Annotated in this window: 22 protein-coding genes; 14 read left to right on the plus strand and 8 right to left on the minus strand. The window is 74.2% G+C overall.

All coding sequences use genetic code 11. The features are described from left to right. Positions 1-95: 95 nt before the first annotated feature. Entirely contained in the window at positions 96-902 is an 807-nt protein-coding gene (locus ACFWOG_RS08640) for a S16 family serine protease (protein WP_329952502.1), read from the plus strand. Between the two features lie 119 nt (positions 903-1,021). Here the strand turns inward: ACFWOG_RS08640 and ACFWOG_RS08645 are convergent, their stop codons facing one another. Further along, positions 1,022-1,519 (minus strand): Lrp/AsnC family transcriptional regulator, encoded by a 498-nt coding sequence (locus tag ACFWOG_RS08645; RefSeq protein ID WP_329883747.1) that lies wholly within the window; start codon positions 1,517-1,519, stop codon positions 1,022-1,024. A gap of 381 nt (positions 1,520-1,900) precedes the next feature. On the opposite strand from ACFWOG_RS08645, the gene ACFWOG_RS08650 reads away from it, so the two are divergent. Further along, the gene (locus ACFWOG_RS08650; protein ID WP_355399135.1) at positions 1,901-2,431 is read left to right on the plus strand and encodes a VOC family protein; all 531 of its coding nucleotides are present in this window, start codon (positions 1,901-1,903) and stop codon (positions 2,429-2,431) included. A 21-nt stretch (positions 2,432-2,452) separates the two neighbouring features. Here ACFWOG_RS08650 and ACFWOG_RS08655 read toward each other — a convergent pair whose 3' ends face one another. Then, positions 2,453-3,025, minus strand: a complete 573-nt coding sequence (locus ACFWOG_RS08655) for a hypothetical protein (RefSeq protein ID WP_329883597.1) — start codon at positions 3,023-3,025, stop codon at positions 2,453-2,455. Between the two features lie 178 nt (positions 3,026-3,203). On the opposite strand from ACFWOG_RS08655, the gene ACFWOG_RS08660 reads away from it, so the two are divergent. From ACFWOG_RS08660 to ACFWOG_RS08675, 4 genes are all read left to right on the plus strand, one after another. Further along, positions 3,204-3,929 (plus strand): response regulator transcription factor, encoded by a 726-nt coding sequence (locus ACFWOG_RS08660; RefSeq protein ID WP_329883598.1) that lies wholly within the window; start codon positions 3,204-3,206, stop codon positions 3,927-3,929. Beyond that, on the plus strand, positions 3,926-5,560 hold the full coding sequence (locus ACFWOG_RS08665; RefSeq protein WP_380356131.1) for an ATP-binding protein: 1,635 nt from the start codon (positions 3,926-3,928) through the stop codon (positions 5,558-5,560). The genes ACFWOG_RS08660 and ACFWOG_RS08665 overlap by 4 nt, the downstream gene beginning before the upstream one ends. Positions 5,561-5,841: 281 nt before the next feature. Beyond that, the gene (locus tag ACFWOG_RS08670; protein WP_380356134.1) at positions 5,842-7,491 is read left to right on the plus strand and encodes a cellulose binding domain-containing protein; all 1,650 of its coding nucleotides are present in this window, start codon (positions 5,842-5,844) and stop codon (positions 7,489-7,491) included. 175 nt (positions 7,492-7,666) lie between these two features. Continuing rightward, complete coding sequence (locus tag ACFWOG_RS08675; protein WP_380356137.1) at positions 7,667-9,067, plus strand: glycosyltransferase 87 family protein; 1,401 nt, start codon at positions 7,667-7,669, stop codon at positions 9,065-9,067. Positions 9,068-9,255: 188 nt separating this feature from the next. Here the strand turns inward: ACFWOG_RS08675 and ACFWOG_RS08680 are convergent, their stop codons facing one another. Further along, complete coding sequence (locus ACFWOG_RS08680) at positions 9,256-9,672, minus strand: SsgA family sporulation/cell division regulator (RefSeq protein WP_329883603.1); 417 nt, start codon at positions 9,670-9,672, stop codon at positions 9,256-9,258. Positions 9,673-10,111: 439 nt separating this feature from the next. On the opposite strand from ACFWOG_RS08680, the gene ACFWOG_RS08685 reads away from it, so the two are divergent. Both ACFWOG_RS08685 and ACFWOG_RS08690 read left to right on the plus strand, forming a co-directional pair. Further along, positions 10,112-11,698 (plus strand): RDD family protein, encoded by a 1,587-nt coding sequence (locus tag ACFWOG_RS08685; protein ID WP_380356140.1) that lies wholly within the window; start codon positions 10,112-10,114, stop codon positions 11,696-11,698. 82 nt (positions 11,699-11,780) lie between these two features. Beyond that, positions 11,781-12,497, plus strand: coding sequence for an RDD family protein (locus ACFWOG_RS08690; RefSeq protein ID WP_380356142.1), 717 nt, complete (start codon positions 11,781-11,783; stop codon positions 12,495-12,497). Between the two features lie 104 nt (positions 12,498-12,601). On the opposite strand, the gene ACFWOG_RS08695 is transcribed toward ACFWOG_RS08690, so the two are convergent. After that, positions 12,602-12,829 carry a hypothetical protein gene (locus ACFWOG_RS08695; RefSeq protein WP_329883605.1) on the minus strand — a complete coding sequence of 76 codons (228 nt, stop codon included), beginning with the start codon at positions 12,827-12,829 and terminating at the stop codon, positions 12,602-12,604. 248 nt (positions 12,830-13,077) lie between these two features. Here ACFWOG_RS08695 and ACFWOG_RS08700 point away from each other — a divergent pair, with 248 nt between their 5' ends. The 4 genes from ACFWOG_RS08700 (at position 13,078) to mycP (ending at position 17,169) form a co-directional block, all read left to right on the plus strand. After that, a complete protein-coding gene (locus ACFWOG_RS08700; RefSeq protein WP_380356145.1) occupies positions 13,078-13,791 on the plus strand; it encodes an endonuclease V in 714 nt (237 codons plus the stop codon). A gap of 153 nt (positions 13,792-13,944) precedes the next feature. Continuing rightward, entirely contained in the window at positions 13,945-14,403 is a 459-nt protein-coding gene (locus tag ACFWOG_RS08705) for a hypothetical protein (RefSeq protein ID WP_329883607.1), read from the plus strand. Beyond that, positions 14,400-15,881, plus strand: a complete 1,482-nt coding sequence (locus tag ACFWOG_RS08710; RefSeq protein ID WP_380356147.1) for a WXG100 family type VII secretion target — start codon at positions 14,400-14,402, stop codon at positions 15,879-15,881. Before ACFWOG_RS08705 ends, ACFWOG_RS08710 begins: the two co-directional genes overlap by 4 nt. A gap of 124 nt (positions 15,882-16,005) precedes the next feature. Continuing rightward, positions 16,006-17,169 carry a type VII secretion-associated serine protease mycosin gene (mycP, locus tag ACFWOG_RS08715; protein WP_380356150.1) on the plus strand — a complete coding sequence of 388 codons (1,164 nt, stop codon included), beginning with the start codon at positions 16,006-16,008 and terminating at the stop codon, positions 17,167-17,169. A 12-nt stretch (positions 17,170-17,181) separates the two neighbouring features. Here the strand turns inward: mycP and ACFWOG_RS08720 are convergent, their stop codons facing one another. Together ACFWOG_RS08720 and ACFWOG_RS08725 are read right to left on the minus strand one after the other, a co-directional pair. Continuing rightward, positions 17,182-17,673, minus strand: a complete 492-nt coding sequence (locus tag ACFWOG_RS08720) for a GNAT family N-acetyltransferase (RefSeq protein WP_329883749.1) — start codon at positions 17,671-17,673, stop codon at positions 17,182-17,184. Between the two features lie 97 nt (positions 17,674-17,770). Next, positions 17,771-18,439, minus strand: coding sequence for an NAD(P)-dependent oxidoreductase (locus ACFWOG_RS08725; RefSeq protein ID WP_380356153.1), 669 nt, complete (start codon positions 18,437-18,439; stop codon positions 17,771-17,773). A 187-nt stretch (positions 18,440-18,626) separates the two neighbouring features. Between ACFWOG_RS08725 and ACFWOG_RS08730 the strand changes: the two genes are divergently transcribed. Both ACFWOG_RS08730 and ACFWOG_RS08735 read left to right on the plus strand, forming a co-directional pair. Continuing rightward, complete coding sequence (locus ACFWOG_RS08730; RefSeq protein ID WP_329952490.1) at positions 18,627-19,031, plus strand: helix-turn-helix domain-containing protein; 405 nt, start codon at positions 18,627-18,629, stop codon at positions 19,029-19,031. A gap of 124 nt (positions 19,032-19,155) precedes the next feature. Continuing rightward, positions 19,156-19,722, plus strand: coding sequence for a DinB family protein (locus ACFWOG_RS08735; protein ID WP_329952489.1), 567 nt, complete (start codon positions 19,156-19,158; stop codon positions 19,720-19,722). Between the two features lie 157 nt (positions 19,723-19,879). Here the strand turns inward: ACFWOG_RS08735 and ACFWOG_RS08740 are convergent, their stop codons facing one another. Both ACFWOG_RS08740 and ACFWOG_RS08745 read right to left on the minus strand, forming a co-directional pair. Next, positions 19,880-20,326, minus strand: coding sequence for a hypothetical protein (locus tag ACFWOG_RS08740; protein ID WP_329952488.1), 447 nt, complete (start codon positions 20,324-20,326; stop codon positions 19,880-19,882). 530 nt (positions 20,327-20,856) lie between these two features. After that, complete coding sequence (locus ACFWOG_RS08745; protein WP_329952487.1) at positions 20,857-21,513, minus strand: hypothetical protein; 657 nt, start codon at positions 21,511-21,513, stop codon at positions 20,857-20,859. Positions 21,514-21,718: the final 205 nt, after the last annotated feature.

A 21,718-nucleotide genomic window follows, 5' to 3' on the forward strand; every position in this document is an offset into this window, starting at 1 on the left:
CGGTCGTACCGCGCCCCGGGCCGGGCGGTCCGGCGGGCCGGCCGGGGGACCGTGTACGTGCCCGCCCGGCGGCCCCGGTGTGTTTGGATGCCTCTGTGTCCGACTCCAAGCTGCCCAAGGCCCTGACCGCCCCCCGGACCCGAGCGCTCGCGCTCTGCGGGGCGCTGGTCGCCGCACTGTTCGGCGTGGCCGCCTTCGTTCCGCTGCCGTACACGCTGACCTGGCCGGGCGTGACCGCGGACACCCTCGGCAGCTATCAGGACCGGCCGGTGCTGACCGTCACCGGGGCGCCGGTCCGGAACACCCGGGGGCAGCTGCGGATGGTGACCATCTCGGCGACCAACCCGGGGGAGCGGGCCACCCTCTGGCGTTCGCTCCAGGCCTGGTTCGACCAGGAGGAGGCCGTCCGGCCGACCGACACCGTCTACCCGCAGGGCGACCCGGCCAAGGCGGAGGAGGTGACGGCCCAGCAGATGGCGCAGTCGCAGGACAGCGCCACCGCGGCCGCCCTCTCCTACCTCCACCTCTCACCCGACCAGGTGAAGGTGAAGGTCGACCTCGGCGACATCGGCGGCCCGAGCGCGGGCCAGATGCTGGCGCTCGGGATCGTCGACAAGCTCGCGGGGGACGGCAAGGGCGGCGACCTCACGGGCGGGCTGACCGTCGCGGGCACGGGGACCATCGACGACCAGGGGACGATCGGGGCCGTGGGCGGTGTCCCGCTCAAGACGCAGGCGGCCGCGCGGGACGGCGCGACGGTGTTCCTGCTGCCCAAGGACGAGTGCGCGGACGCGAAGGTGAACACGCCCGACGGGCTGCGGCTGGTGCCGGTGGGGACGCTGGCGGAGGCGGTCTCGGCGCTGGACGCGCTGCGGACGGGCGGGACCGTCCCCGGCTGCTGAGGGCGGGCGGTGCGTCCGGCGGGCGGTGCGTCCGGTCGGCGGTGTGTCCGGCGGGCGGTGCGTCCGGCGGGAATCCCGGCGCCCGGTGATCGGCGCCCCCGGCCCCGGGCCGGGGCCGATCACTCCGCCGCGGCCTGGTCGACCAGCGGGAGGATCCGGTACGGCACCGGGTTCTCCAGCGCGATCGCCGTCGAGGACCGGACGATCCCGTCGAACCCCACCACCCGGTCGATCACCCGCTGCAGATCGGCGTTGGACCGGGCCACGATCCGCACCATCATGTCGCCGTGGCCGGTGATGGTGTGCAGTTCCAGGACCTCCGGCACCGACGCCAGGTGCCTGCGCACGTCGGCGCCCTGGCCCTGGGAGATCTCCAGGGTCGCGAAGGCCGTCACCGGGTAGCCCAGGGCCGCCGGGTCCACCTCGGGACCGAACCCGCCGATCACGCCCCGCGCCTGGAGCCGGTCCAGTCGTGCCTGCACCGTGCCGCGCGCGACCTGGAGCCGGCGCGAGCACTCCAGCACCCCGATCCGGGGTTCCTCGGCGAGCAGCCGGATCAGCCGGCCGTCCAGCGCGTCGATCGCGTCGTTGGTGCTCCCGGCCGTACCGCCGGGCAGGACGCCCGAGGGGCCGCCGGTCGGATTGCCGAGGGCACTGCCGCCGGGGGCGCCGGTCGGGCCGCCGGCCGGGCTGCCCGCAGGGCCGCCGGAGGGGGCGCCGGTCGGGCCGGAATGTCCTTGACCGACGGGCGAGTTGGATGATCCGGGGGAGCCGGGCGCATGGGCGGGGGGCATCGCGGGCTCCGTCCTCCGGTGGGCATTCTGTACAGCGGTCCGGTCGATTCTCCCGCCCCGGAGCACACCTTGACCAGGAGGAAACGGAACAGTTGCGTGGAGGTCGACTCGGCGCCACCCTCCAGCCACAACCCCGTGAGCCGGTCCCCGTACCGGCGGACGGGACCGTCAACCGTGGTCCGTACACCTACCGGGAGGGCCGACATGACCGACACCGCCATCGAACCCGTGCTGCTCACCGCCGGCCTGGGAGAGCCCGAGCTCCTCCCCATGGGCCATGCCGACGCGGTGGTCTTCGCGGTCGGCGACGCCGAGCGGGCGGCCCGCCGGTACGCCGTCGCGCTCGGCCTCCGCTGTACGGCCTACGCAGGACCCGAGACCGGCGAGCCGGAGACCGTCTCCTACGTCCTGCGGGCACCCGGGACGCGGTTCGTGCTCACCTCCCTCGTCCAGGTGATCGGCCCGCGCGGCCGGGAACTGGCCGGGTACCTGGCCCGGCACGGCGACGGCGTCGTCGACCTCGCGGTCTCCGTGCCGGACGTCTGTTACGCGTACGACTTCGCCGTCGACCGGGGCGCGGCCTCGCTGGCCGAGCCCTACGAGGTGCGGGACGCGTACGGCACGGTGGTGCTCGCCGCGATCGGTGTGCCCGGCGGAACCCGGCACACCCTGGTCGACCGGTCCCGGTACGCCGGCCCGTACCTGCCCGGCTACGTCCCCTTCGACCGGTGGTGACGGCTGCCGGGGCGCCCGCGGTCAGCGGGTGACGGTGTCGACCACCGGCGGGTGGCCGTTCCAGTAGACGAACACCGAATTGGCCTGGTTGTCCTTGGTGAAGTCCACCCGGATCCACTGCGGGCCGTTCCAGACCTGCATCTTCCACCCCTGGTCCGGCGCGGCGGAGATCAGCGAGGCGTTGTCCGTCTTGAGGTCCAGGGCGACCTTGCCGCCCGGGACGAGATAGCTGCGCACGGAGGACGTGGTGGAGGTGACCGGCGAGGGTCGGTGCGGGGACGGAGCGGCGGCGGAGGGAGCCGCGGGCGTCGCGGGGGGCGACGGCGCCACGGGGGCGGTGGGCCGCGGGGAGCTCGCCGACGCGGTCGGCGGCGCCGCGGGCGACTCCGACCGGGTCGCCGACTGCTGCTGCGTCACCGTGAGCGTCGGCGTGGGTCTCGCCCCGTCGGCCGACGCCGGGGACGGCAACGGCAGCGCGGTGGGCTGTTCGAAGGCGGCGCCGGTCAGCACCGCGTGCACGCCGAACCAGGACAGCGCCACCGCCGCCCCGGTGGCCGCCGCCCAGGCGCCGAGCTGTACCAGTCCGTTCCGCATCGTGCGCACATCCTGCCGTACTCGCGGGCCGGGCAGACGGGCGCCCCGGTACTTAGGCAGGGAACTTGCACAAACCCCCGGCGGCCCGGCCGAACCGGTGCCGACCTGGCCGGCGGTCCCGTCCGGAGCCACCCCGAGGTACAGACCATTCGGGGGCGATGGCGTACCGTGCAGCCCCATGGCAACAGTGCTCGTGGTCGAGGACGACCCCTTCGTGCGATCCGCCCTCATCCGCCACCTGTCCGACACCGGCCACGCGGTTCGTAGCGTGGGCACGGCACTTGAGGCATTGCGCGAGGTCGCCCAGGTCGGCTGTGACCTGGTGATCCTCGATCTCGGACTGCCGGACCTGGACGGCAGCGAGGCCCTCAAGATGATCCGTGGACTGACCAACGTCCCGGTGATCATCTCCACCGCCCGCGACGACGAGGCCGAGATCGTCCGGCTGCTCAACGACGGCGCCGACGACTACCTGGTGAAGCCGTTCTCCGGGGAACACCTCAGCGCCCGGATGGCCGCCGTGCTGCGCCGGCTCGGCGGCGGCGCGGCGCCGGTCAGCCAGGTGCTGCGGGTCGGCGGGCTGGCCATCGACCTCCAGCGCCGGGAGGCCTCGCTGGACGGCAGACCGCTCGACCTGACCCGTCGGGAGTTCGACCTGCTGGCCTTCCTCGCCGCCAGGCCCGGCGTGGTCGTGCCGCGCAAGGAGATCCTGGCCGAGGTGTGGCGGCAGACCTACGGCGGGGACCAGACCATCGACGTGCACCTCTCGTGGCTGCGGCGCAAGCTCGGCGAGACCGCGTCCAGTCCCCGTTACCTGCACACCGTGCGCGGCGTCGGGGTCCGGCTGGAGGCCGCCGGGCACCCCGCCGGGCCCGGGCCCGTCCCCGGGGAGCGCCGGACATGAGGAGGTTCGGACACTCGCTGCGCTGGGCCCTGATCAAGGCCGCCGTGGCCGGGACCACCATGGTCGCGCTGGCCTTCCTCATCCCGCTCGGCCTGATGGTCCAGCAGACCGCCCGGGACCGGGCGTTCACCGCGGCCGAGCGGCAGGCGGCGGCGCTCGGTCCGGCGCTCGCCATCACCACCGACCAGGACGCCATAGCCCGGGCGGTGGCGTCCACCGACGCGGGTGCGCAGGGGCGGATGGCCGTGCACCTGCCGCCGCCCGAGGGGGCGGGGACCAAGGCGTCCACGGGGTCGGGGTCGGGTGCGACCGCCGGTCCGACGGGCGGTCCGTCAGGCGGAGTTCCGGGCCCGGCGTCCGCCGGTGCGGGCAGCGGCGGCCCGGGCGCGGTCGCGAGCGGGTCGGCGGCGAGCGGGGTGGCCGCGGCGCAGGCCGGGCCGGGTCCCGCGCCGGTGGGATCCGGGGCGGCCGGGCCCGGGCCGTCGGCCGGTGCGACCATCGGCGAGGTCCGCGCCCTGGGCGCCGACGTGACCACCGCGGGCGTCCAGGGACGTTCGTTCACCGTCGAGGTCCCGGGGGGGTACGCGCTGCTCCAGCCGGTCGCGGTGGACACCGTCCGGACCGCCGTGGTCGAGGTGTTCGTGGCCGACGGCGACCTCACCCGGGGTGTCTCGACCGCCTGGCAGGTGCTCTCCGGGGTCGCGCTGGCCCTGGTCGCCATCTCGGTCCTGGTCGCCGACCGGATGGGTGCGCGGATCGTCGCCTCCGCCCGCCGGCTGGCCGCCGCCGCCCGCTCGCTGGGCTCCGGGAACCTCACCGTCCGGGTGCCGGTGGAGGGCAAGCAGGCCGCGGGCAGCCCCGAGGAGCTGCGCGAGGCCGCCCACGCGTTCAACGCGATGGCCGACCGTGTCGTGCAACTCCTGGCAGCCGAACGCGAGTTGGCCGCAGATCTGTCGCACCGGCTGCGTACCCCGCTGACCGTGCTGCGGCTCAACGCGGCCTCGCTCGGCGAAGGGGACGCGGCGGACGCCACCCGGCACGCCGTCTCCCAGCTGGAGCGCGAGGTCGACCAGATCATCCGGTCGGCCCGGCGGGCGCCGGAGGACGCGCCCGTCGTCCTGGTCGGCTGCGACGCCGCCGAGGTGATCCGGGAGCGGGTCGGCTTCTGGTCCGCACTCGCCGAGGACGAGGGCCGCCGCTGGCAGCTGGCGGGCGCCGAGCGGGAGACGCCCGTCCCGGTCCAGCGCGGGGACCTCGCCGCCGCGGTCGACGCGCTGCTCGGCAACGTCTTCCGGCACACGGCGATCGGCACCGCCTTCTCGGTGGACGTGACGGCCACCGAGAGCTCGGTGATCGTGCTGGTCGGCGACGCCGGTCCCGGTTTCACCGACCCGGCCGCCGCCCTGAAGCGCGGTGAGGGCCACGGTGGCGAGGGCTCCACGGGTCTGGGCCTGGACATCGTCCGCAAGCTCGCCGAGGCCACCGGGGGCGACCTCGCGCTCGGCAGCTCGTCGGTGCTCGGCGGCGCCGAGATCCGGCTCAGGTTGCAGAGCCGGCAGGACGGCATCGTGCCGGCCCGGACCGGGCGGACCAGCCGGCGTCGCAGCCGCGGGGCGCTGTTCTCGCGCTGATCGCCCGCGCGATGACTTGGCGAAAGGTTTCGGCACCGGTGCGGTGAGACGTCCGCTCCTCTTTCTTAAGCGCACCGTAAGAGAGCTCTACCCCTGGCTCAGCAGGCGGGTTTCGGCCATCCGGCGCCGCTAGCGTCGTCCGCGCCGGTCATCCGACCGTGCCGGTCACCCTCGACCGAGCCGGGTCACGCTCGCCCGCGACGGGTCCACGCACCCACGCGTCCGGCGGACACCCGTGACCCCACCCGGTCCCCACCTGCCTGCCGCGGAGGTACGCCCCCATGACGACCCAGCAGCCCGACCGCCGTCCAGGACGCCGCCGTCGCAGCCGCAAGGGAGCGGTCCTCGCCGCCTCGGCGGTCGCCGCGGCCCTGGTCGCCGGGGGCGTCGTCGTCCTCGCCTCCTCGGCCAGCGCCGCCTCGCTCGGCGCCGTCTACAGCCGCACCAGCAGCTGGGACGCCGGCTACACCGGCCAGTACCTGGTCACCAACCCGGACAGCAGCGCCATCGAGGACTGGACGCTCACCTTCGACCTGCCGGCCGGGGCGAAGATCGACTCGCTCTGGAACGCCGCGTTCACGGTCGAGGGCCAGCACGTCACCGTCAAGCCGGAGTCGTGGAGCAAGCGGCTGGATCCGGGCAAGAGCATCGTGATCGGCTTCGTCGCCCAGGGCGCCGGCGCCGCGCAGGGCGAACCGGGCAACTGCCTGATCAACAAGGTCTCCTGCAAGGCCGGTGACGGGACGGCGCCCACTCCGTCGGGGCGCCCGACCTCCACCGCCTCCGCCACGGCGTCGGCCACCGCGTCGGCCACCGCGTCGGCGTCGGCGTCCGCCTCTGCCTCGGCTTCGGCGAGCGCCTCGGCCTCGGCCACCGCGACCAAGCCCGGCACGCCGAGCCCGACCGCCACCACGACCAGGCCCACCACCCCGGCGCCGACGCCCACCGCGACCGCGACCACGCCGGTCCCGACGCCCACCGCCACCGCGACGGACACCCCCGTCCCGGTCACCGGCGCCGGCTTCGCCCCGTACGTGGACACCTCGCTGTACCCGCCCTACGACCTGGTCGCCACCGCCAAGGCCACCGGCGTCAAGAACTTCAACCTGGCCTTCGTGGTCTCCGGCGGCGGCTGCACCCCGAAGTGGGGCGGCGTCAGCGACCTCGCCGCCGACGCCGTGGCCGCCCAGATCGGCGCCCTGCGCGCCCTCGGCGGCGACGTCCGGGTCTCCTTCGGCGGTGCCAACGGCAGCGAGCTGGCCCTCGCCTGCTCCTCCACGGCCGACCTGACCGCCGTCTACCAGAAGACCGTGGACACCTTCGGCCTCACCAAGGTCGACTTCGACGTCGAGGGCGGCGCGATCGCCAACGCCGCCGCCAACACCCGCCGCGCCCAGGCCATCGCCCAGCTGCAGAAGAACGCCGCCGCCAAGGGCAAGGCCCTGGACGTCTCCTTCACCCTGCCCGCACTCCCCTCCGGCCTGACCCAGGAGGGCGTCAACCTGGTCGCCGACGCCAAGAACAACGGCGTGGCGATCGGCGCGGTCAACATCATGGCGATGGACTTCGGCGACGGCGTCGCCCCGAACCCGCAGGGCCAGATGGGCAAGTACGCCATCGCCGCGGCCACCGCCACCCAGGCCCAGGTCAAGAGCGTGCTCGGCCTCGACGACGCCGCCGCCTGGCGCAAGGTCGCGGTCACCCCGATGATCGGCGTCAACGACGTGGCCAGCGAGATCTTCACCGTCGCCGACGCCAAGCAGCTCGCCGAGTTCGCCAAGTCCAAGCACCTCGCCTGGCTGGCGATGTGGTCCGGCACCCGCGACAAGGCCTGCGAGGGCGGGGCCAAGGCCTACGCCGACGCCAGCTGCAGCTCGATCGTCCAGCAGCCGCTGGACTTCACCCGGGCCCTCGGCGCCTACACCGGCTGACCTCGCCGGGTACCGGTCCGGTACCCGCCCCCCGGCTCCGGCCGGCCGCGCCCCGACCGCAACAGGGCTCGGCCGGCCGGCACCACCGTCACTCCCCGTCACCGTTCGCGGCCGGGTCCGGTCGACGGGCATCGGGTATCGTCGCTGGTTGGCCGAACGGTGGACGGAGCGAACAGTGACAGCGGTGCAAGACGAGCGCAGCGCGGTGCGAACCGTACCGGAGCAGGCGCCCGCCCCCCTGTCGGAGCGGCTGCGGACCGCCCTCGGCGCGCCCGCCCGCGCCCTGCGCGAGGCCCCGCGCCGGCCGCTGCTGGCCGTCTCCGCACTGGCGCTGTTCTCCCTGATGGCCTACGCGGTCGTCCGGCACTTCGCCCACACCTCGATGGTGGACATGATCGTCTACCGGGCCGAGGGCGCGGCCGTCGCCAACGGCGACGACCTCTACGGGCTGCGCGTCACCCAGTGGAACCTGCCGGCCACCTACCCGCCGTTCGCCGCGATGCTCTTCGTGCCGACGACCTGGTTCCCGGTGCCGTTCCTGCGGGTCGCGATCACGCTCGGCAACCTCGGACTGCTCGCCCTGTTCACCCACCTGTCGTTCAAACTGGTGGGCTGGCCGCGCCGCGAGCTGCGCCCGATCGGCGTGATCCTGGTCACCGGCGCCGGCGTCTGGCTCGAACCCGTCTACACCACGCTGCGCTACGGCCAGATCAACCTCGCCCTCGCCTGCCTGATCCTCTGGGACCTCACCCGGCCCGACGGGCGGCGCAGCAAGGGCATCGCCATCGGCATCGCCGCAGGGATCAAGCTCACCCCCGGGCTGTTCGCCGTCTACCTGCTGATCACCGGCCGGGTCCGCGCCGCCTTCGTCGCCGGCGCGACCTTCCTCGGCACCTTCCTGATCGGTGCCCTGTTCCTGCCCGACGCGACCTGGGGCTTCTGGACCAAGTACCTCTACGACTCCTCGCGGGTCGGCAAGACCGAGATCGTCGACAACCAGGCGCTGAGCGGCGCCGTCGCCCGTCTCCTGCACACCGCCGAGCCGGGTGCGGTGGGCACGCTGGCCTCCGCCGCCGTCGCGGTGGCCGGTCTCGGGATCGCCGCCTGGGCCGCGAACAGCACCCGCTGGCTGCCGCGCGCCGAGGCGTGGGGCGTCTGCTGCGCCGCCGTCACCGCGGTACTGATCTCGCCGATCAGCTGGACCCACCACTGGGTCTGGTGCGTGCCGATGATCGTCCTGCTCGGCTGCGAGGCGGCGGTCGAACACGGCCGTCCGGCCGCCGTCCGGAAGGTTCGCTGGCGGGCCGCCTTCTGGGCCACGCTGGTCGCCTTCGTGTCCTTCGCGATGTGGGCCGCCAAACCGCAGGGCGCGCTGGTGCTGCAGCTCTCGCCGCTCCGCCAGATCCCGACCTCGGTCTACCCGCTGGTCGGGATCTGCTTCCTGCTGGCCGCCGCGCTACGCATAAGGGCCCGGCGGCTGGCCGCCGGCGCGCCGCTCGTGGCGCTGCCCGGCCAGCGGGGCGGCGACCGGCCGGATCCCGCGCGCGAACGTCAGCAGGCCCCCGCGGCCAGCTGAGTCGCCGGCTGCCGCCGGGCCGCCGGGGGCGACCGGGCCGCCGCGCGCGGTCGGGCTGTCCGGGGCGGTCGGGCTGTCCGTGGCGGTCGGGGTGCTCGGGACGGTCGAGGTGTTCGGCGCCGTCGGGGTGCTCGGGGTCGTCGCGCTGTTCGGGGCGGGCCCTGACCGGTGCGCCCGGGCCGTGCGGCTCACGCGAGCAGCTCGGCCAGTGAACCGTCCATGTCGAGCGCGGCCATCTCGCTGCCCGGCGGCACCAGCCGGTGCGCCCGCTCCAGCCAGGCGGCCACCGCCGGCAGCGGCGCCTCCAGCAGTGCGTCCCCGGCCGGCGAGCTCAGCGCCATGCAGAGCACGCTGCGCCGGCCCGAGCGGGTCGGCCAGATCCGGACGTCCCCCTGCCCGCAGGGCCGGAAGGTGCCCTCCACCAGCAGCTCCCGCGCGAACACCCAGGTGACCGGCGAGCCGGTGTCCAGGTGGAAGGTGATGTAGACGGCGTACGGGTCGTGGCTGCCGTAGGAAAGCCGGGCCGGGACGGGGACGCTGTGCTCGGGGGAGAGCACCAGGTTGAGTTCCAGTTCGTGCTCGACCACGCTCGTCGGGCGCTCCATGATCGGTTTCCTCTCTGCCTGCGCTTCATGCCCGGTATCGGGCCCTGTGACCTTGGAGAGCGCGGTCCGGGAGCGCTCTTACACGTGTTTTCGAGATTTCTTGACGGGGGCCCTCGGTGAGGGTTCGGAACCGGGACCGGGGTGGGGGGTTCGGGGCGGGCGTCGGGGAGTGGTGAACGCGGAGAGAACGGGCGCGCGCTCCGGCGTTCGCGCCGTCTTCCTTACCGCGGGCGGGCCGGGGCTGTCCGGTGAACGGCCAACTTCGCACCCCGGGTCCGCCGAGGCACTACCCTTGGTGACTGTCCGGCGACTGTCCGCCCACCCGCCGACGCCCCCTCGCGCGCGCCGCCACCGCCGCCACCCGGTGCCGCCCGAGCCACCGTCGCGCGCACCCCTCGCCGGGCGAGCCGCATCGGCCCTGCCAGGAAAGAAGACCCCCATGACGGACCGGCCTCTCGCGGGCGGCAGCACGGAGACGGCCGCGGGCCCCGCGCCGGGCTACTACCCCGACCCCTCCGTGCCCGGTTTCGTCCGCTACTGGGGCGGCACCTCCTGGGTGCCCGGCACGACTCGGCCCGCCCCGGCGGCGGGCGAGGTGCTGGAACCGCCCCGGTACGCGACCCGGCGGTCCGGCGCGGCGGCCGGGGTGGGCGCGCGGTACATGCCGCCGCCGACGGCCGTCGAACCGGCCGCCGACCCGGTCGGGGAGGCTGCGGCGGACTCGGTGTCGGCGTCGGAGCCGGTACCGACGTCGGAGCCGGTGTTGATGTCGGAGCCGGTGCCGGTTTCGCCCGGGGACACCGGGCCCGTGTACCTGGACGAGACGTCGGGCGGCGCCTCGTTCACCTTCTCGGTGCCGGAGGGCGGGCCGGTGTTCCGGACCGGCGTCGGGTCGGCCCACGCGGCGGCGGCAGACGTGGCGCCGGACCCGATCGTGGAGCCGGCCGGCGAGGGCATGCTCGGGGCGGTCCCGGAACCCCGGCCGCACGGGGCGGTCCCCGTCGCGGCGCCCGGTTCCGTCGCGGCGGTGGAACCGCCCGACCGGCAGCCGGCCCCCCGGGCACCGCGCGGCCCGATGGAGCAGGGCGCCGCACCGCGCTGGGTCTCCTGGGGGGTGGTTCCCGGAGTGGAGGCGCCTGCCGGGGCGGCCGTTCCGGCGCCGGTGGAGAAGCCGGTGCCGCTCCGGGCCTCGGCCCCGGCGGGCGCTCCGGTGGCCGCCCAGGTGGCCGCCCCGACGTCCGCCTCGGCGGAGGGGGAGGCGGTGACGGCGGCGGCGTCGGCCGGGCCGGAGGAGGCGCCGCTGACCGGGCCCACGCGGTCCGCCCGGCCTGCCGCTCCCGTACCGGCCGCGCCCGTGCCCGCTGCTCCCGTGCCCGCCGCCACCCGTCCGCCCGCGTCCCGCTCCGCGGGGAGTGCGTCGGCCCCGCCCCGATCGTCCGCGCCCCGATCGTCCGGGACCCGGGCGGCGGGGACCCGGCGCCGGACGATCAGGCCCGCGCCGCAGCCGGCCGGGCCCGGCCGGCGGCTCGCCGCCCGGCTGGTGGACACCGCCGTCCTGGCCGTCGTCGCCACCGCCGCCGGGATCCCGCTCGGCACGTCCGTCGCGGACCACCTCCAGGAGAAGCTCGCCCAGGCGAGGATGGCCAGCCGGCTCACGCGCCGTCAGGTCGACGTCTGGATGCTGGACGGCGTGGTGGTCGGCAAGGTCGCCGTCCTGATCGGCATCCTCCTCTTCGTCGGCCTGCTCTACGAGGTCCTGCCGACCGCCCGTACCGGCCAGACCTTCGGCAAACGGCTGGCCCGGATCCGGGTGATCGACGCCGCCGCGGCCGTCCCTGCCGCCGCTCCGTCAGCCGCCTCGTCCGCCGCCCGCGCCCGGTTGGGCCTCGGCCGGTCGCTGGTGCGATGGCTCGTCAGGCAGGTTTCGACGCTGCTGCTGGTCGGCCTGGTCTGGCCGCTGTTCGACCGCCCCGCCCGGCGCGGCTGGCACGACCGAGCGGCCCGCACCCACGTGGTCCGGCTCTGACCCGGGTCCGCCCGGGAGCCAGGTCGGACAAAACCGACCAAATATCCCAAGTTCATAGAATGTGTGATGTTCTACTCGGGGGATGAGCACCCACGACCCCTCAGGCCCCGAGCCGGAGGGGGGCGGCCAGCCCTCCTTCGACAAGAAGCCCCCGCAGCAGGGCGGCGGCACGCCGGAAGGTACGCCGTCGGACCCGTACGGCACCCCGCCGCCGTCCGGCACCCCCTCCGACCGCCCCGGCGCGTACGGCGGCACCTACGGCGGCTCGCCGTACGGACAGGGACAGCCCCCGCCCGGCCGGTCGCCCTACGACCAGCCCCCGCCCGGCCACGGTCCCGCCGGCCACGGCGCACCCGGCGCCGGCCCCGTCCCGGGGATGCCGCCGCTCGGCAGCTGGCCCAACCGGATCCTCGCCCAGCTGATCGACTACCTGCTGGTGCAGGCCGTGGCCGTCCTGCTGGTGCTGCCCTTCGCCAGCCTCTCCGACAGCTCCGGCTCCGCCGGTGCCTTCTGGGTCGCCTGCGCCATCTACCTCGTCTACGACGGGGTGATGCTCGGCCGGGACGGCCAGACCCTCGGCAAGAAGGCCATGAAGATCCGGGTCGCCATGCTGATCGACGGCAGCCCGCCGACCCAGTCCGCCGCCTGGACCCGGGCCGCGGTCTTCATCCTGCCCGCCGTCCTCTGCTGCGCCTGGCTCTGGTGGCTGATCGACGGCATGTTCGGCGTCTTCGACAAGCCCTACCGCCAGTGCATCCACGACAAGGCCGCCAAGACCGTGGTGGTCTCCACCGTCTGAGCCCCGCACCGTCTGATCCCCGCCGCGCGACCGCCCGGCCCGCTCGAACCCGCACCTCGCACCCCGGAACACCCGGTACGCCCGGTACGCCCGGTGGCGCCGCCTCAGCGCTGCCGGGCGTAGCCGTGCCCGGCAGCCGCCCGGTCCGCACGACCGGCGGCGGCCCGCAGCGACAGCACCGTCACCAACGTGCCGAGGGCGAGCGAGAAGACCACCACCACCGCCACCTCCGGTACCTCCTCGGCCCCGGTGGCGGCCAGCAGCGCCACGGTGGCGGCGACGACGGTGAACACACCGAGGACGAACTGGGCCGGAGTCGGGCGGCGCGGCATGGCGGAGTCCTTCGCACGTCGGGGGGAACGAGCGGGTCGCACCGGAAGCCAGAAGGCCCGCCCGGAAAGGGAGTTCGGGAGGACCGGCCGGTCCTCCGGCATTCCGACCAGGCTAACCCGCCCCACCCGGGGCACGGGGGGCGCACGGGCTCACCCCGGGGTCGTCCGCCCCGCTGGATACGGTGGGCCCGTTCCGCTCGCTCCGTGCGACCGACCGATCCGCTCCGTACTCCCAGGGGGAAACCGCCGTGCCCATCCCCGCCGACTGGCCGACCACCGAGGCCCAGGCGCTCGCCGAACAGGAGCGGCTGCGCCCGCTCGTCCAGCAGTACGGTGCCGCCGACGCCCCTGGCCCGGCCGGCGCCGACGACCGGCTCATCGCGGGCGTCGACGTCGCCTACGACGACGAGCGCGACCTCGTCGTCGCAGCCGCCGTCGTCCTCGACCGCACCACCCTCGACGTCGTCGAGGAGACCACCGCCACCGGCCGGATCGCCTTCCCCTACATCCCCGGTCTGCTCGCCTTCCGCGAACTCCCCGCCGTCCTCGACGCCCTCGCCGCCCTCACCCACCGACCCGGCACCGTCGTCTGCGACGGCTACGGCCTCGCGCACCCGCGCCGCCTCGGCCTCGCCAGCCACCTCGGCGTCCTCACCGGCCTGCGCACCCTCGGCGTCGCCAAGACCCCGTTCACCTTCGACCACCGGGACCCCGGCCCCGCCCGCGGCGACTCGACCCCGCTCACCGATCCGGCCACCGGCGAGGAGGTCGGGCGGGCCCTCCGCACCCGCCCCGGCGTCAAACCCGTCTTCGTCTCCGTCGGCCACCGCATCGGCCTCGCCGAAGCCGTCGACACCACCCTCGCGCTGGCCCCCCGCTACCGGCTCCCCGAGACCACCCGCCACGCCGACTCGCTCTGCCGCCGCGCCCTCACCGCAAGGCAGCAGGCGCACATCAGTTGACGGACCGCCAGGCGCGTCCGGACGTTCCGCCGAGGACCGTTCTGCTCGCCCGGACCGTGTGTTAGACATGACCCACCGGCCGCCACCCCACGGCGCCGCCGCACCAGCACCGCGCACGACACACCGGACGGACGCACGGGGGAGGCGCCGCACGTGGCAACGGGAACCGGAACGGGCACCGGGTCGACAGGCGGGGGCGGGCGCGGCTACCGCGTCGAGGTCGAACAGCTGCGCGCCTTCGCCGCCCAGGTGCGGCTGCTGCTGGCCGAGTTCCAGCACCACGCCGACGGCACCACGACACACGGACGCAGCGGCATCGGCCGGAACGCCCTCGGCACCTTCGCCGAGGCCACCGACCTGCACGGCCGCTACCAGACCATGCGGGACGGCCTGCGTGACGTGCTCGACCAGCTCCAGGACGCGGTCGACGAGGCCCAGAAGAAGGCCGAACTCACCGCCACCAACTACGAGGAGCAGGAACGCCGCACCCGGAACAAGCTGAAGCTCGGCGACGACGGCTGGTCCGTCGCCAACCCCTCCGCCACCAGCGCCGCCGCCTACGCCCGGACCGTGGCCCCAGCCCGGCACGACGACGGAAAGGGCGTCCGGTGAAGTACACGGACTTCAGGCACTACAGCCACGCCGAACTCCGCACGATGGCCCAGGCCCTCAACCCGGGCGAGGTCATGGCCGCCGCCGACCCCTGGCGCCGCGCCGCCGACACCCTCAAAGCCATCCGCACCACCCTCACCCGCGCCAGCACCGAGGCCGCCACCTCCTGGGAAGGCACCACCAGCGACGCCTTCCACACCCGCATGCTCCACCTCGCCGCCACCATCAACAACGCCGCCTCCTACGCCAACGACGCCGCCATCACCCTCAAGGCCGTCTCCGAGGCCATCGCCAAAGCCAAACGCGACATGCCGGAGGAACCCGGCGGCTGGGACCAGCTCACCGACGGCGTCGGCGACACCTTCTCCGCCCTCTTCGGCGCCGACGACGAGGACAGCCGCACCGCCCTCGCCGACCAGCGGAAACTCGAAGCCGCCACCGTCATGCAGACCCTCGCCATGCACTACCGCACAGCCGCCCCGATGCTGAAGCCCCCGCAGCCGATGGGCGCGCCGACGAAGGGCAAGGGATCCAGCCCGATCGACGAGTTCTCGGAAAGCTCGACGAGTGACCCGAGCTCGTATGCGGCACTGGGAGGTATTCTCGGCGGATCCGCCATCAGCAACATGGGGCCGGGCAGCCCTGCGAATCGTCCGACAGGCGTTCCGTTTCGGGGTCCCCGCGTGGGCAGCGGTGCAGGTTCGGCTTCGCCGGTGAAGATCTCTCCGGACTCGAACAGTCCGACGGATCCGCATCCTGGGGTCAGGGGCGGAACGATGGGGTCGTCGGCCACGGCAGGCGCGGTGAACTTCGGCGCCGGAACCGTGGTCGGCAGAGCGGAGCCGATTGCTCCGCCCGGTTCTGCATCAGCGGGCCCACCACTGGGTGCGAGCGGTACTGCGATTCTCGGTACTCCGGTGAGCGGGGGAAGCACTAGTGGGCCCGGAGAGTCCGCCGGTTCCGTGACCACTGGCGGAAGACAAGGGGTTGCGGCGGTGGTCGGCGGGGGTTGGAACAAACCGGCTGTCCCGGAGACGAACCGGGTCGGACAGGAGCGGCAATCGAGCCGGGCCGCGCTCGGCCCTAGTGGTGCGAGCTCCAGCGTCGAAGATGCTCCCGTTGTAAGTGGCGGCGGGGGGGCCAGGGGTGGCGGCGTTGTCCGGAGCGGTGGTTCCGGTGGGGTCGCAGCCGGAGGCGGTGGCGGCACTGTGGTCGGAACCGGGGAGCGGCCAGGTGCGGGGGCCGGGGGGAGGCAGGTGTTCACCGAAGGTGGTTCCGGGCTGGGCGCCCGGAACCGTGGCCGGGCCGATGTTCTCCCCGGTGCCGCTGGGCTGTCACAGGGACAGATGCTTCCTGTACGGGACACGCAACGGCGCGGGAGGGAGGACGAGAAGGCGCGGAGGCGTCCCGACTACCTGGTGGAGGACGAAGAGACCTGGGTGCCGGACGAATCCGTCAATCCGGACGTGGTGAAATGACGGCCGACCTTTGCGGTCGGACGATCCGACCGGTTGTCCCGCAACTGTTCGAGCTGGGGGCCTACCTCTGTGCCGAGAGGGGTGGCAGGAGTTGAGGTGCTGGCGTCTCCGGTGCGGTTCAGCCGTGCTGCTGGCCGGAGGGCTAATTGCCACGGTTGGGGTCGGATCAGTGTGCGCGGACAGTGTGAGGGATTCGCAGTGGCCGCTCGTCAGTTATAAGGCCGACTCGACGATCTGGCCCGTCTCGCAGGGAGAAGGAATCACTGTCGCCGTCATCGACAGTGGTGTGCTCAAAGACCATCAGGACCTCACCGGGCAGGTGCTGCCCGGAGCGGACTTCTCTGGTGAGGACACCGACGGCACGGTGGATGCCGACGGTCACGGGACGGGGATGGCCAGCCTTATCGCGGGGCACGGGCACGGGGGAGGGGCAGGCATCATGGGTCTGGCTCCGAAGGCGAAGATCCTGCCGATCCGAGTCAAGTGGGGCGAGGACGACTCCACGGCGGGACTCGGACTCCCCAAGGCTGTGAGGTTCGCAGTTGATCACGGCGCCAAGGTTGTCAACATGTCGATCGGAGGCTATTCCGGCGATGTCCCGCAGATGCGTGAGGCGGTCAAGTACGCCGTCGACAACGACGTGGTCTTGGTCGCAGGCACGGGGAACAGCGGCGATCAGAGAGGGGCGGTGGAATACCCGGCAGCCTTCCCGGGCGTAGTGGCGGTAGGAGCAGTGGACCGGAACGGCCTTCTGTGGGGAAGGTCCAGTTCGGGACCCGAGACCACGCTGGCTGCTCCGGGTGCGGAGATTCCCAGGGCAAGCGCCAAGTCCACGGCTGGACACGGAATCGCCAATGGCACGTCCGACTCCACCGCCTACGTGTCCGCCACAGCCGCGCTCATTCGCGCGAAGTACCCCAGCCTCTCGGCCGGCCAGGTCATCAACCGGATGATCCGGAGCGCCACTCGGCCGGCGGATGCCTCGAACCTGCCGAACGAGCGCTACGGGTACGGGATATTGGCCCCGAGCAAAGCGCTGGAACCGAATCCGGTCGTGGACGACGGCCCACGGGCCAATCCCCTGGTCGGGCGACCCGAGTCCCAACGGAGCGCTCCTCCCGCGGTTCCTGCTGCGGAGGAACCGTGGGAGGAGCCTGTGGCGGGGCAGGGGGGCGGGGGGAATGCGGGGGTTGCGTACACGGTGACGGGGGCGGCGGGGCTGGTGGTGGCCGGGGGGGCGGTCGGGGCGGTGCTGGTGGTGCGGGGGCGGCGTCGGCGGCTGGGGTAGTGGCCGTCCGGGCTACAGGGTGCGGTGCATGAGGTGGAGGCCGACGGGGCCTTCGGTGGGGTGGTCGAAGGCGGCGGGGACGGTGGCGAGGACGTCAAAGCCGAACGACTGCCAGAGGGCGACGGCGCGGTGGTTGGTCTCGACGACGGCGTTGAACTGCATGGCGCGGTAGCCGTCGGCGCGGGCCCGGTCGAGGACGTGGGCGCAGAGGGCGCGGGCGACGCCGCGGCCGGCGTGTCGGGGGTCGACCATGAAACCGGCGTTGGCGACGTGGGCGCCGGCGCCGGCCTGGTTGGGGTGGATCTCCGCGGTGCCGAGGACGGTCCCGGCCGTGTCCTCGTCGACGGCGACGAGGACGCGGCCGCCGGGCTTGAACCAGGTGGCGCGGGCGCGGTCCTCGGGGGTGTCGCGGTCCCAGCAGTAGGTCTCGCCGGCGGCGACGATGTCGCGCAGGAACGGCCAGATGGCGGGCCAGTCGTCGGGGGTGGCGTCGCGGATGTGCATGGTGTCCAGCATGGACCGGAGTGCCCCGTTCCGACCAGGGGCGATGTCCCGGTGCGAGTCTCCCCGAGCGGTCCGGACGGCGGCCGGACCGCTCGGGCTATTCGGCGACGGCGATCTGCTCGCGGTGGCGGGCGGCCGGTCCGGTGAGCTGGTCGGCGACGGCGACGGCGAGGTCGGCCTGGGCGATCCGCCGGCCGAGGACCTGCGGGCCGCCGAGCCGGTAGCGGCCGGTGCCGGGGGCGGTGCGGTCGAGGTCCAGGGGCGGGGTGACGGTGACCCAGTCGAGCGTGGCGGGGGAGGCCCGGAGCAGGTCGAGGGCGGCGGCGTGGCCGAGCGAGAAGGCGCGGTGGGCCTCGGGGAAGGCGGGGTCGTCGTGGACGGCCACGCCGGGGGCGGTCTCCAGGGTGGTGGCCACTCCGACGTGGACCAGCCGGCGGACCCCGGCCGCGGGGAGGCCGGCGACGAGGGCGCGGGCGGCGGCGGGGTAGAACTCGGCGGAGGGCACGTCGGGGGTGTAGACGGTGCTCACGGCGGCGGAGTGGCCGCGGGCCGCGCCGGTGACGGCGGCGGGGTCGGTGACGTCGCAGGACACCAGGGTGACGCCGGGGCCGGTGAGGTCGGCGTGGCGTCCGGGGTCGCGGACGGCGGCGGTGACGGTCAGCCCGCGGCGCCTGGCCTCGGCGACCACGGCGCGGCCGACCTGGCCGCCGGCGCCGAAGACGATGACGTCCACGGGTGCTTCGATCGGGCTGTCGGTGCTGCTCATCGCGGTCTCCGTCCGTTCGTCGGGGGCGTCGTCGCCCGCCGTTGCCGTGACGGTAGACCGGGGGGTGCCGGTTACTTCAACGGTACCGGCGGCCGACGGGGCCTGGCCGGCCGACGGGGCCTGGCCGGCGGACGGGGCCGTACCGCGGCCCGGACCGCGCGGGCGCCGGGTCCGTTACCGTCGGGGCATGACGCAGACCGGGGGAACGACGCGGACCGTGCCCGTACCGCTGCCGGCGGACTTCTTCGACCCGGACTGCCCGGTGCAGACGGTCCCGGTGCTGGGCGGCCGCAAGTGGGCGTGGAAGATCATGCGCTGCCTGGAGGGCGGCCCGCGCCGCTTCTCCGAGCTGCGGGTCCCGCTGGCGGGGATCACCGCGAAGGTGCTCGCCGAGTCGCTGCGCGCGATGGAGTACGAGGGCGTGGTCGTCCGGACCGAGTACGACGAGAACCCGCCGCGGGTCGAGTACGCGCTGACGCCGCTCGGGCGGACGCTGCTGGGGCCGATGGACGCGGTCTGCGACTGGAGCCGCGCGAACCTGGCGGAGCTGCTGGCGGCGCGCGAGGCGTACGAGCGGGAGCCCTCCGCGTAGGGGTCCGCCGGAGCGGCGCCCGGTGGCGCCCGGTGGCCGCGGGTGGACGGCGTGGCAGCATTTCGGCGACCGCTGGCGCGGACGCCGCTGGTGGGGCGGGTGCGGGCCCGGCCATGCTGGGGGCATGACCACTTCTGAGCAGGCCGAGGCCGCCGCCGACGGGATCGTTCCGGACTCCAAGGACTGGACCTGGGTCCTGGAGCGCCCCTGCCCGGACTGCGGGCTGGATTCCGGGGCGGTGGACCGCGAGGACGTCGCCGGAATGATCCGGGCCAACGCGGAGGGCTGGACGGCCGTGCTGGCGGGGGACCCGGGGGCGCTGCGCCGTCGGCCGCGTCCGGAGATCTGGTCGGACGTCGAGTACGCGTGCCACGTCCGGGACGTGTTCCGGCTGTTCCGCGTGCGGCTGGACCTGATGCTGGACCGGGAGGACCCGCTGTTCCCGAACTGGGACCAGGACGGGACGGCTGTCGCCGAGCGGTACGGGGAGCAGGAGCCGGCGGTGGTGGCGGTGGAGCTGGCGGAGGCCGCGGAGCTGCTGGCGGTGGCCTTCGAGGGAGTGGTGGGCGCGCAGTGGGCGCGGACCGGAAACCGCAGCGACGGGGCGCGTTTCACGGTGGAGTCGTTCTCCCGCTACCTGATCCACGATCCGGTCCACCACCTGTACGACGTGACGGGCGAGCGGGTCTGAACGGGATCCGGCCGGCCCCTCGGACGGGTCCTTCGGGTGGGTCCTTCCGACGGGTCGCTCCGGCCGGGCCGCCGGGCGGTCGGGCCGGTCGGCCGGTGGTTCGGGTCGGGGTGCGGCGGTGACGGGGGGCGCGACGGGCAGGGCGACGCGCCCCGGGTCACCAGCCGGAGGCCTCGCGCAGCATGGTGCGGCGCAGTCGACCGGCCACGCTGGCGGTGTCGGTGCCGATGACGTCGGCGATCTCGGGTGCGGCGAGTCCGACGACGTAGTGCAGGATGGCGAGGTCGTCATCGGCGGCGTGGCCGGGGCGGTCCGGTGGCGGGCCGCTCTGCCGGGTGTGCTCGCCGACGGTGTTGCGCAGGATCTGCCAGGCGCGCGCGGTGGGGTTGGAGCTTCCCAGTAATTCGCGCCAGTGGACGGCGATTTCGGCGAACGCCTGCTGGACGGCGCCGACCGCCTGGGTGTGGTCGGGCAGCCAGACGTGGGCGTAGCTGAGGTACCGCGGTCGGTGGAGTTCGCAGAACGCCGCGAACTCCAGCGGTACGGCGGGAGGTGCGCCGGGCCCCGGGGGTGGCTCGGCGGTGCTGTCCTGACGATTGGTCATCTCGGCTTCTCGGCAAGTGAGATGGGCATCTGACGGTCGATCATCTGTGCTCACTCTACGGTAGGCGCTCGGTGCGCTGGGTTACCAATCGGATGGAATGCCCGGAAGGCGCCGACGCGCGGCCGGTTCCGGCGGTGGCCGGGTGGGGGCCGGCGGGTGGCGCGGCGGTGGTGAGCGGGGGGTGAGCGGTGCGCAGTGATGTCAGAGGCGTTGCTGCTGGTGCGTCGTGGCCGGTCAGCGGGGTGGCACGGCCGGGGCGGCGGGCCGGTCGGCGCGCCGTCGCGGACGGTGTGATGTGCCACCGTAAGCGGTTCGGCGGCTCTCGTCCACGCCTGCGGCGCGAAGCTGATTCCGCACCACCGTCCGCACCACCGTTCATGCGCTCGGCGGGCCCGGTGGACTGGGGTGCGGGGCCGGGGGCAGTGGCTCCCCAGGTGGGTTGATCGGTGGGCCGGCCCCGTCGCGCGCGTTCCGCGCGCCCGGCCCGTTGTCGGCCTGTAGCCGCGTACCAGAAGGAAATTGACTGAGCGTCAGTAAGGTTGGCGGGTCTCGGCGGCGGCGACCCGGGCGTCCGCCGCGGTGCTCCGTTCGAGTTGGGCGGGGAACGTCTCGACGACCCGTCGGCGGGCCAGTCGGGCGGCGGAGGCCGCGGCGGCCTCGGCGGCGGCCGCAGCGGCGCCGGCGGCCTCCAGCCGGCCGCGGTCGGCGCGGCCGATCGCGTTGCCGTGGCCGCCGTGGCCGCCACTGACGTCGACGGCGCCGGCGGCGGCGTCGTGGGCGGGTCCGGGTGCCTCGCAGACGGCTCCACCGGGTTCGTGGACGGCTTCGTGGTCCGTCCCGTCGGTGCCGCGCCGGCCGCGTCCGTGGACGGCGCGGGCGGCGTGTTCCTCGGCCGCCTGTCTAGCGGCGAGGTAGGCCTGGACGGCGGCCATCCCGTAGACGGGTTGGATCAGCTGGTGGCCCTTGAAGAAGGGTCTGGCGGGGGCGAACCCGGCGGCGACCACCAGATCGCGGATCTCCGCTATCTCCGCCTCGCTGCGGGCGGTGAAGCGGACCTCCCAGCCCTTCTTGTAGGTATGGCCCTGTTCACCGCTGCGGCGGGCCGGGTCTGGCCGGCGGACGTATCCGGGCAGGCGGCCGAGGCGGAGCTGGGCCGCGCGGAGGCCGGCGGTCTCGTCACGTGACATGCACTAAGGGTAGGCAATGCGGAGGGCGGGAGTGACGCCCGGAGGTGACTTCGGCGTATGTGCTTGGTCACGCACGGTCAGACATACTGGTGACTCGTCGACGAGGACCGGTTCTGACAAGCATATGATCACCCATTCCTCCGAATGGGTGAGGGTATGAGGACTTTAGTGCGGGCTGGTCCCGGTTTCGCGACGGTTGGGTAAC

Origin of the sequence: Kitasatospora sp. NPDC058406 (genome assembly GCF_042722765.1) — a bacterium.
GTDB lineage: Bacteria > Actinomycetota > Actinomycetes > Streptomycetales > Streptomycetaceae > Kitasatospora.

What these genes read in the sequence shown, in the direction of transcription:
- ACFWOG_RS08670 (WP_380356134.1), top strand. Translation starts at nt 5,842, where the DNA reads ATGACGACCCAGCAGCCCGACCGCCGTCCAGGACGCCGCCGTCGCAGC.
- ACFWOG_RS08680 (WP_329883603.1), bottom strand. Translation starts at nt 9,672, where the DNA reads ATGGAGCGCCCGACGAGCGTGGTCGAGCACGAACTGGAACTCAACCTG.
- ACFWOG_RS08695 (WP_329883605.1), bottom strand. Translation starts at nt 12,829, where the DNA reads ATGCCGCGCCGCCCGACTCCGGCCCAGTTCGTCCTCGGTGTGTTCACC.
- ACFWOG_RS08720 (WP_329883749.1), bottom strand. Translation starts at nt 17,673, where the DNA reads ATGCACATCCGCGACGCCACCCCCGACGACTGGCCCGCCATCTGGCCG.
- ACFWOG_RS08735 (WP_329952489.1), top strand. Translation starts at nt 19,156, where the DNA reads ATGACCACTTCTGAGCAGGCCGAGGCCGCCGCCGACGGGATCGTTCCG.
- ACFWOG_RS08725 (WP_380356153.1), bottom strand. Translation starts at nt 18,439, where the DNA reads ATGAGCAGCACCGACAGCCCGATCGAAGCACCCGTGGACGTCATCGTC.
- ACFWOG_RS08685 (WP_380356140.1), top strand. Translation starts at nt 10,112, where the DNA reads ATGACGGACCGGCCTCTCGCGGGCGGCAGCACGGAGACGGCCGCGGGC.
- ACFWOG_RS08665 (WP_380356131.1), top strand. Translation starts at nt 3,926, where the DNA reads ATGAGGAGGTTCGGACACTCGCTGCGCTGGGCCCTGATCAAGGCCGCC.
- ACFWOG_RS08690 (WP_380356142.1), top strand. Translation starts at nt 11,781, where the DNA reads ATGAGCACCCACGACCCCTCAGGCCCCGAGCCGGAGGGGGGCGGCCAG.
- ACFWOG_RS08740 (WP_329952488.1), bottom strand. Translation starts at nt 20,326, where the DNA reads ATGACCAATCGTCAGGACAGCACCGCCGAGCCACCCCCGGGGCCCGGC.
- ACFWOG_RS08730 (WP_329952490.1), top strand. Translation starts at nt 18,627, where the DNA reads ATGACGCAGACCGGGGGAACGACGCGGACCGTGCCCGTACCGCTGCCG.
- ACFWOG_RS08660 (WP_329883598.1), top strand. Translation starts at nt 3,204, where the DNA reads ATGGCAACAGTGCTCGTGGTCGAGGACGACCCCTTCGTGCGATCCGCC.
- ACFWOG_RS08745 (WP_329952487.1), bottom strand. Translation starts at nt 21,513, where the DNA reads ATGTCACGTGACGAGACCGCCGGCCTCCGCGCGGCCCAGCTCCGCCTC.
- ACFWOG_RS08655 (WP_329883597.1), bottom strand. Translation starts at nt 3,025, where the DNA reads ATGCGGAACGGACTGGTACAGCTCGGCGCCTGGGCGGCGGCCACCGGG.
- ACFWOG_RS08650 (WP_355399135.1), top strand. Translation starts at nt 1,901, where the DNA reads ATGACCGACACCGCCATCGAACCCGTGCTGCTCACCGCCGGCCTGGGA.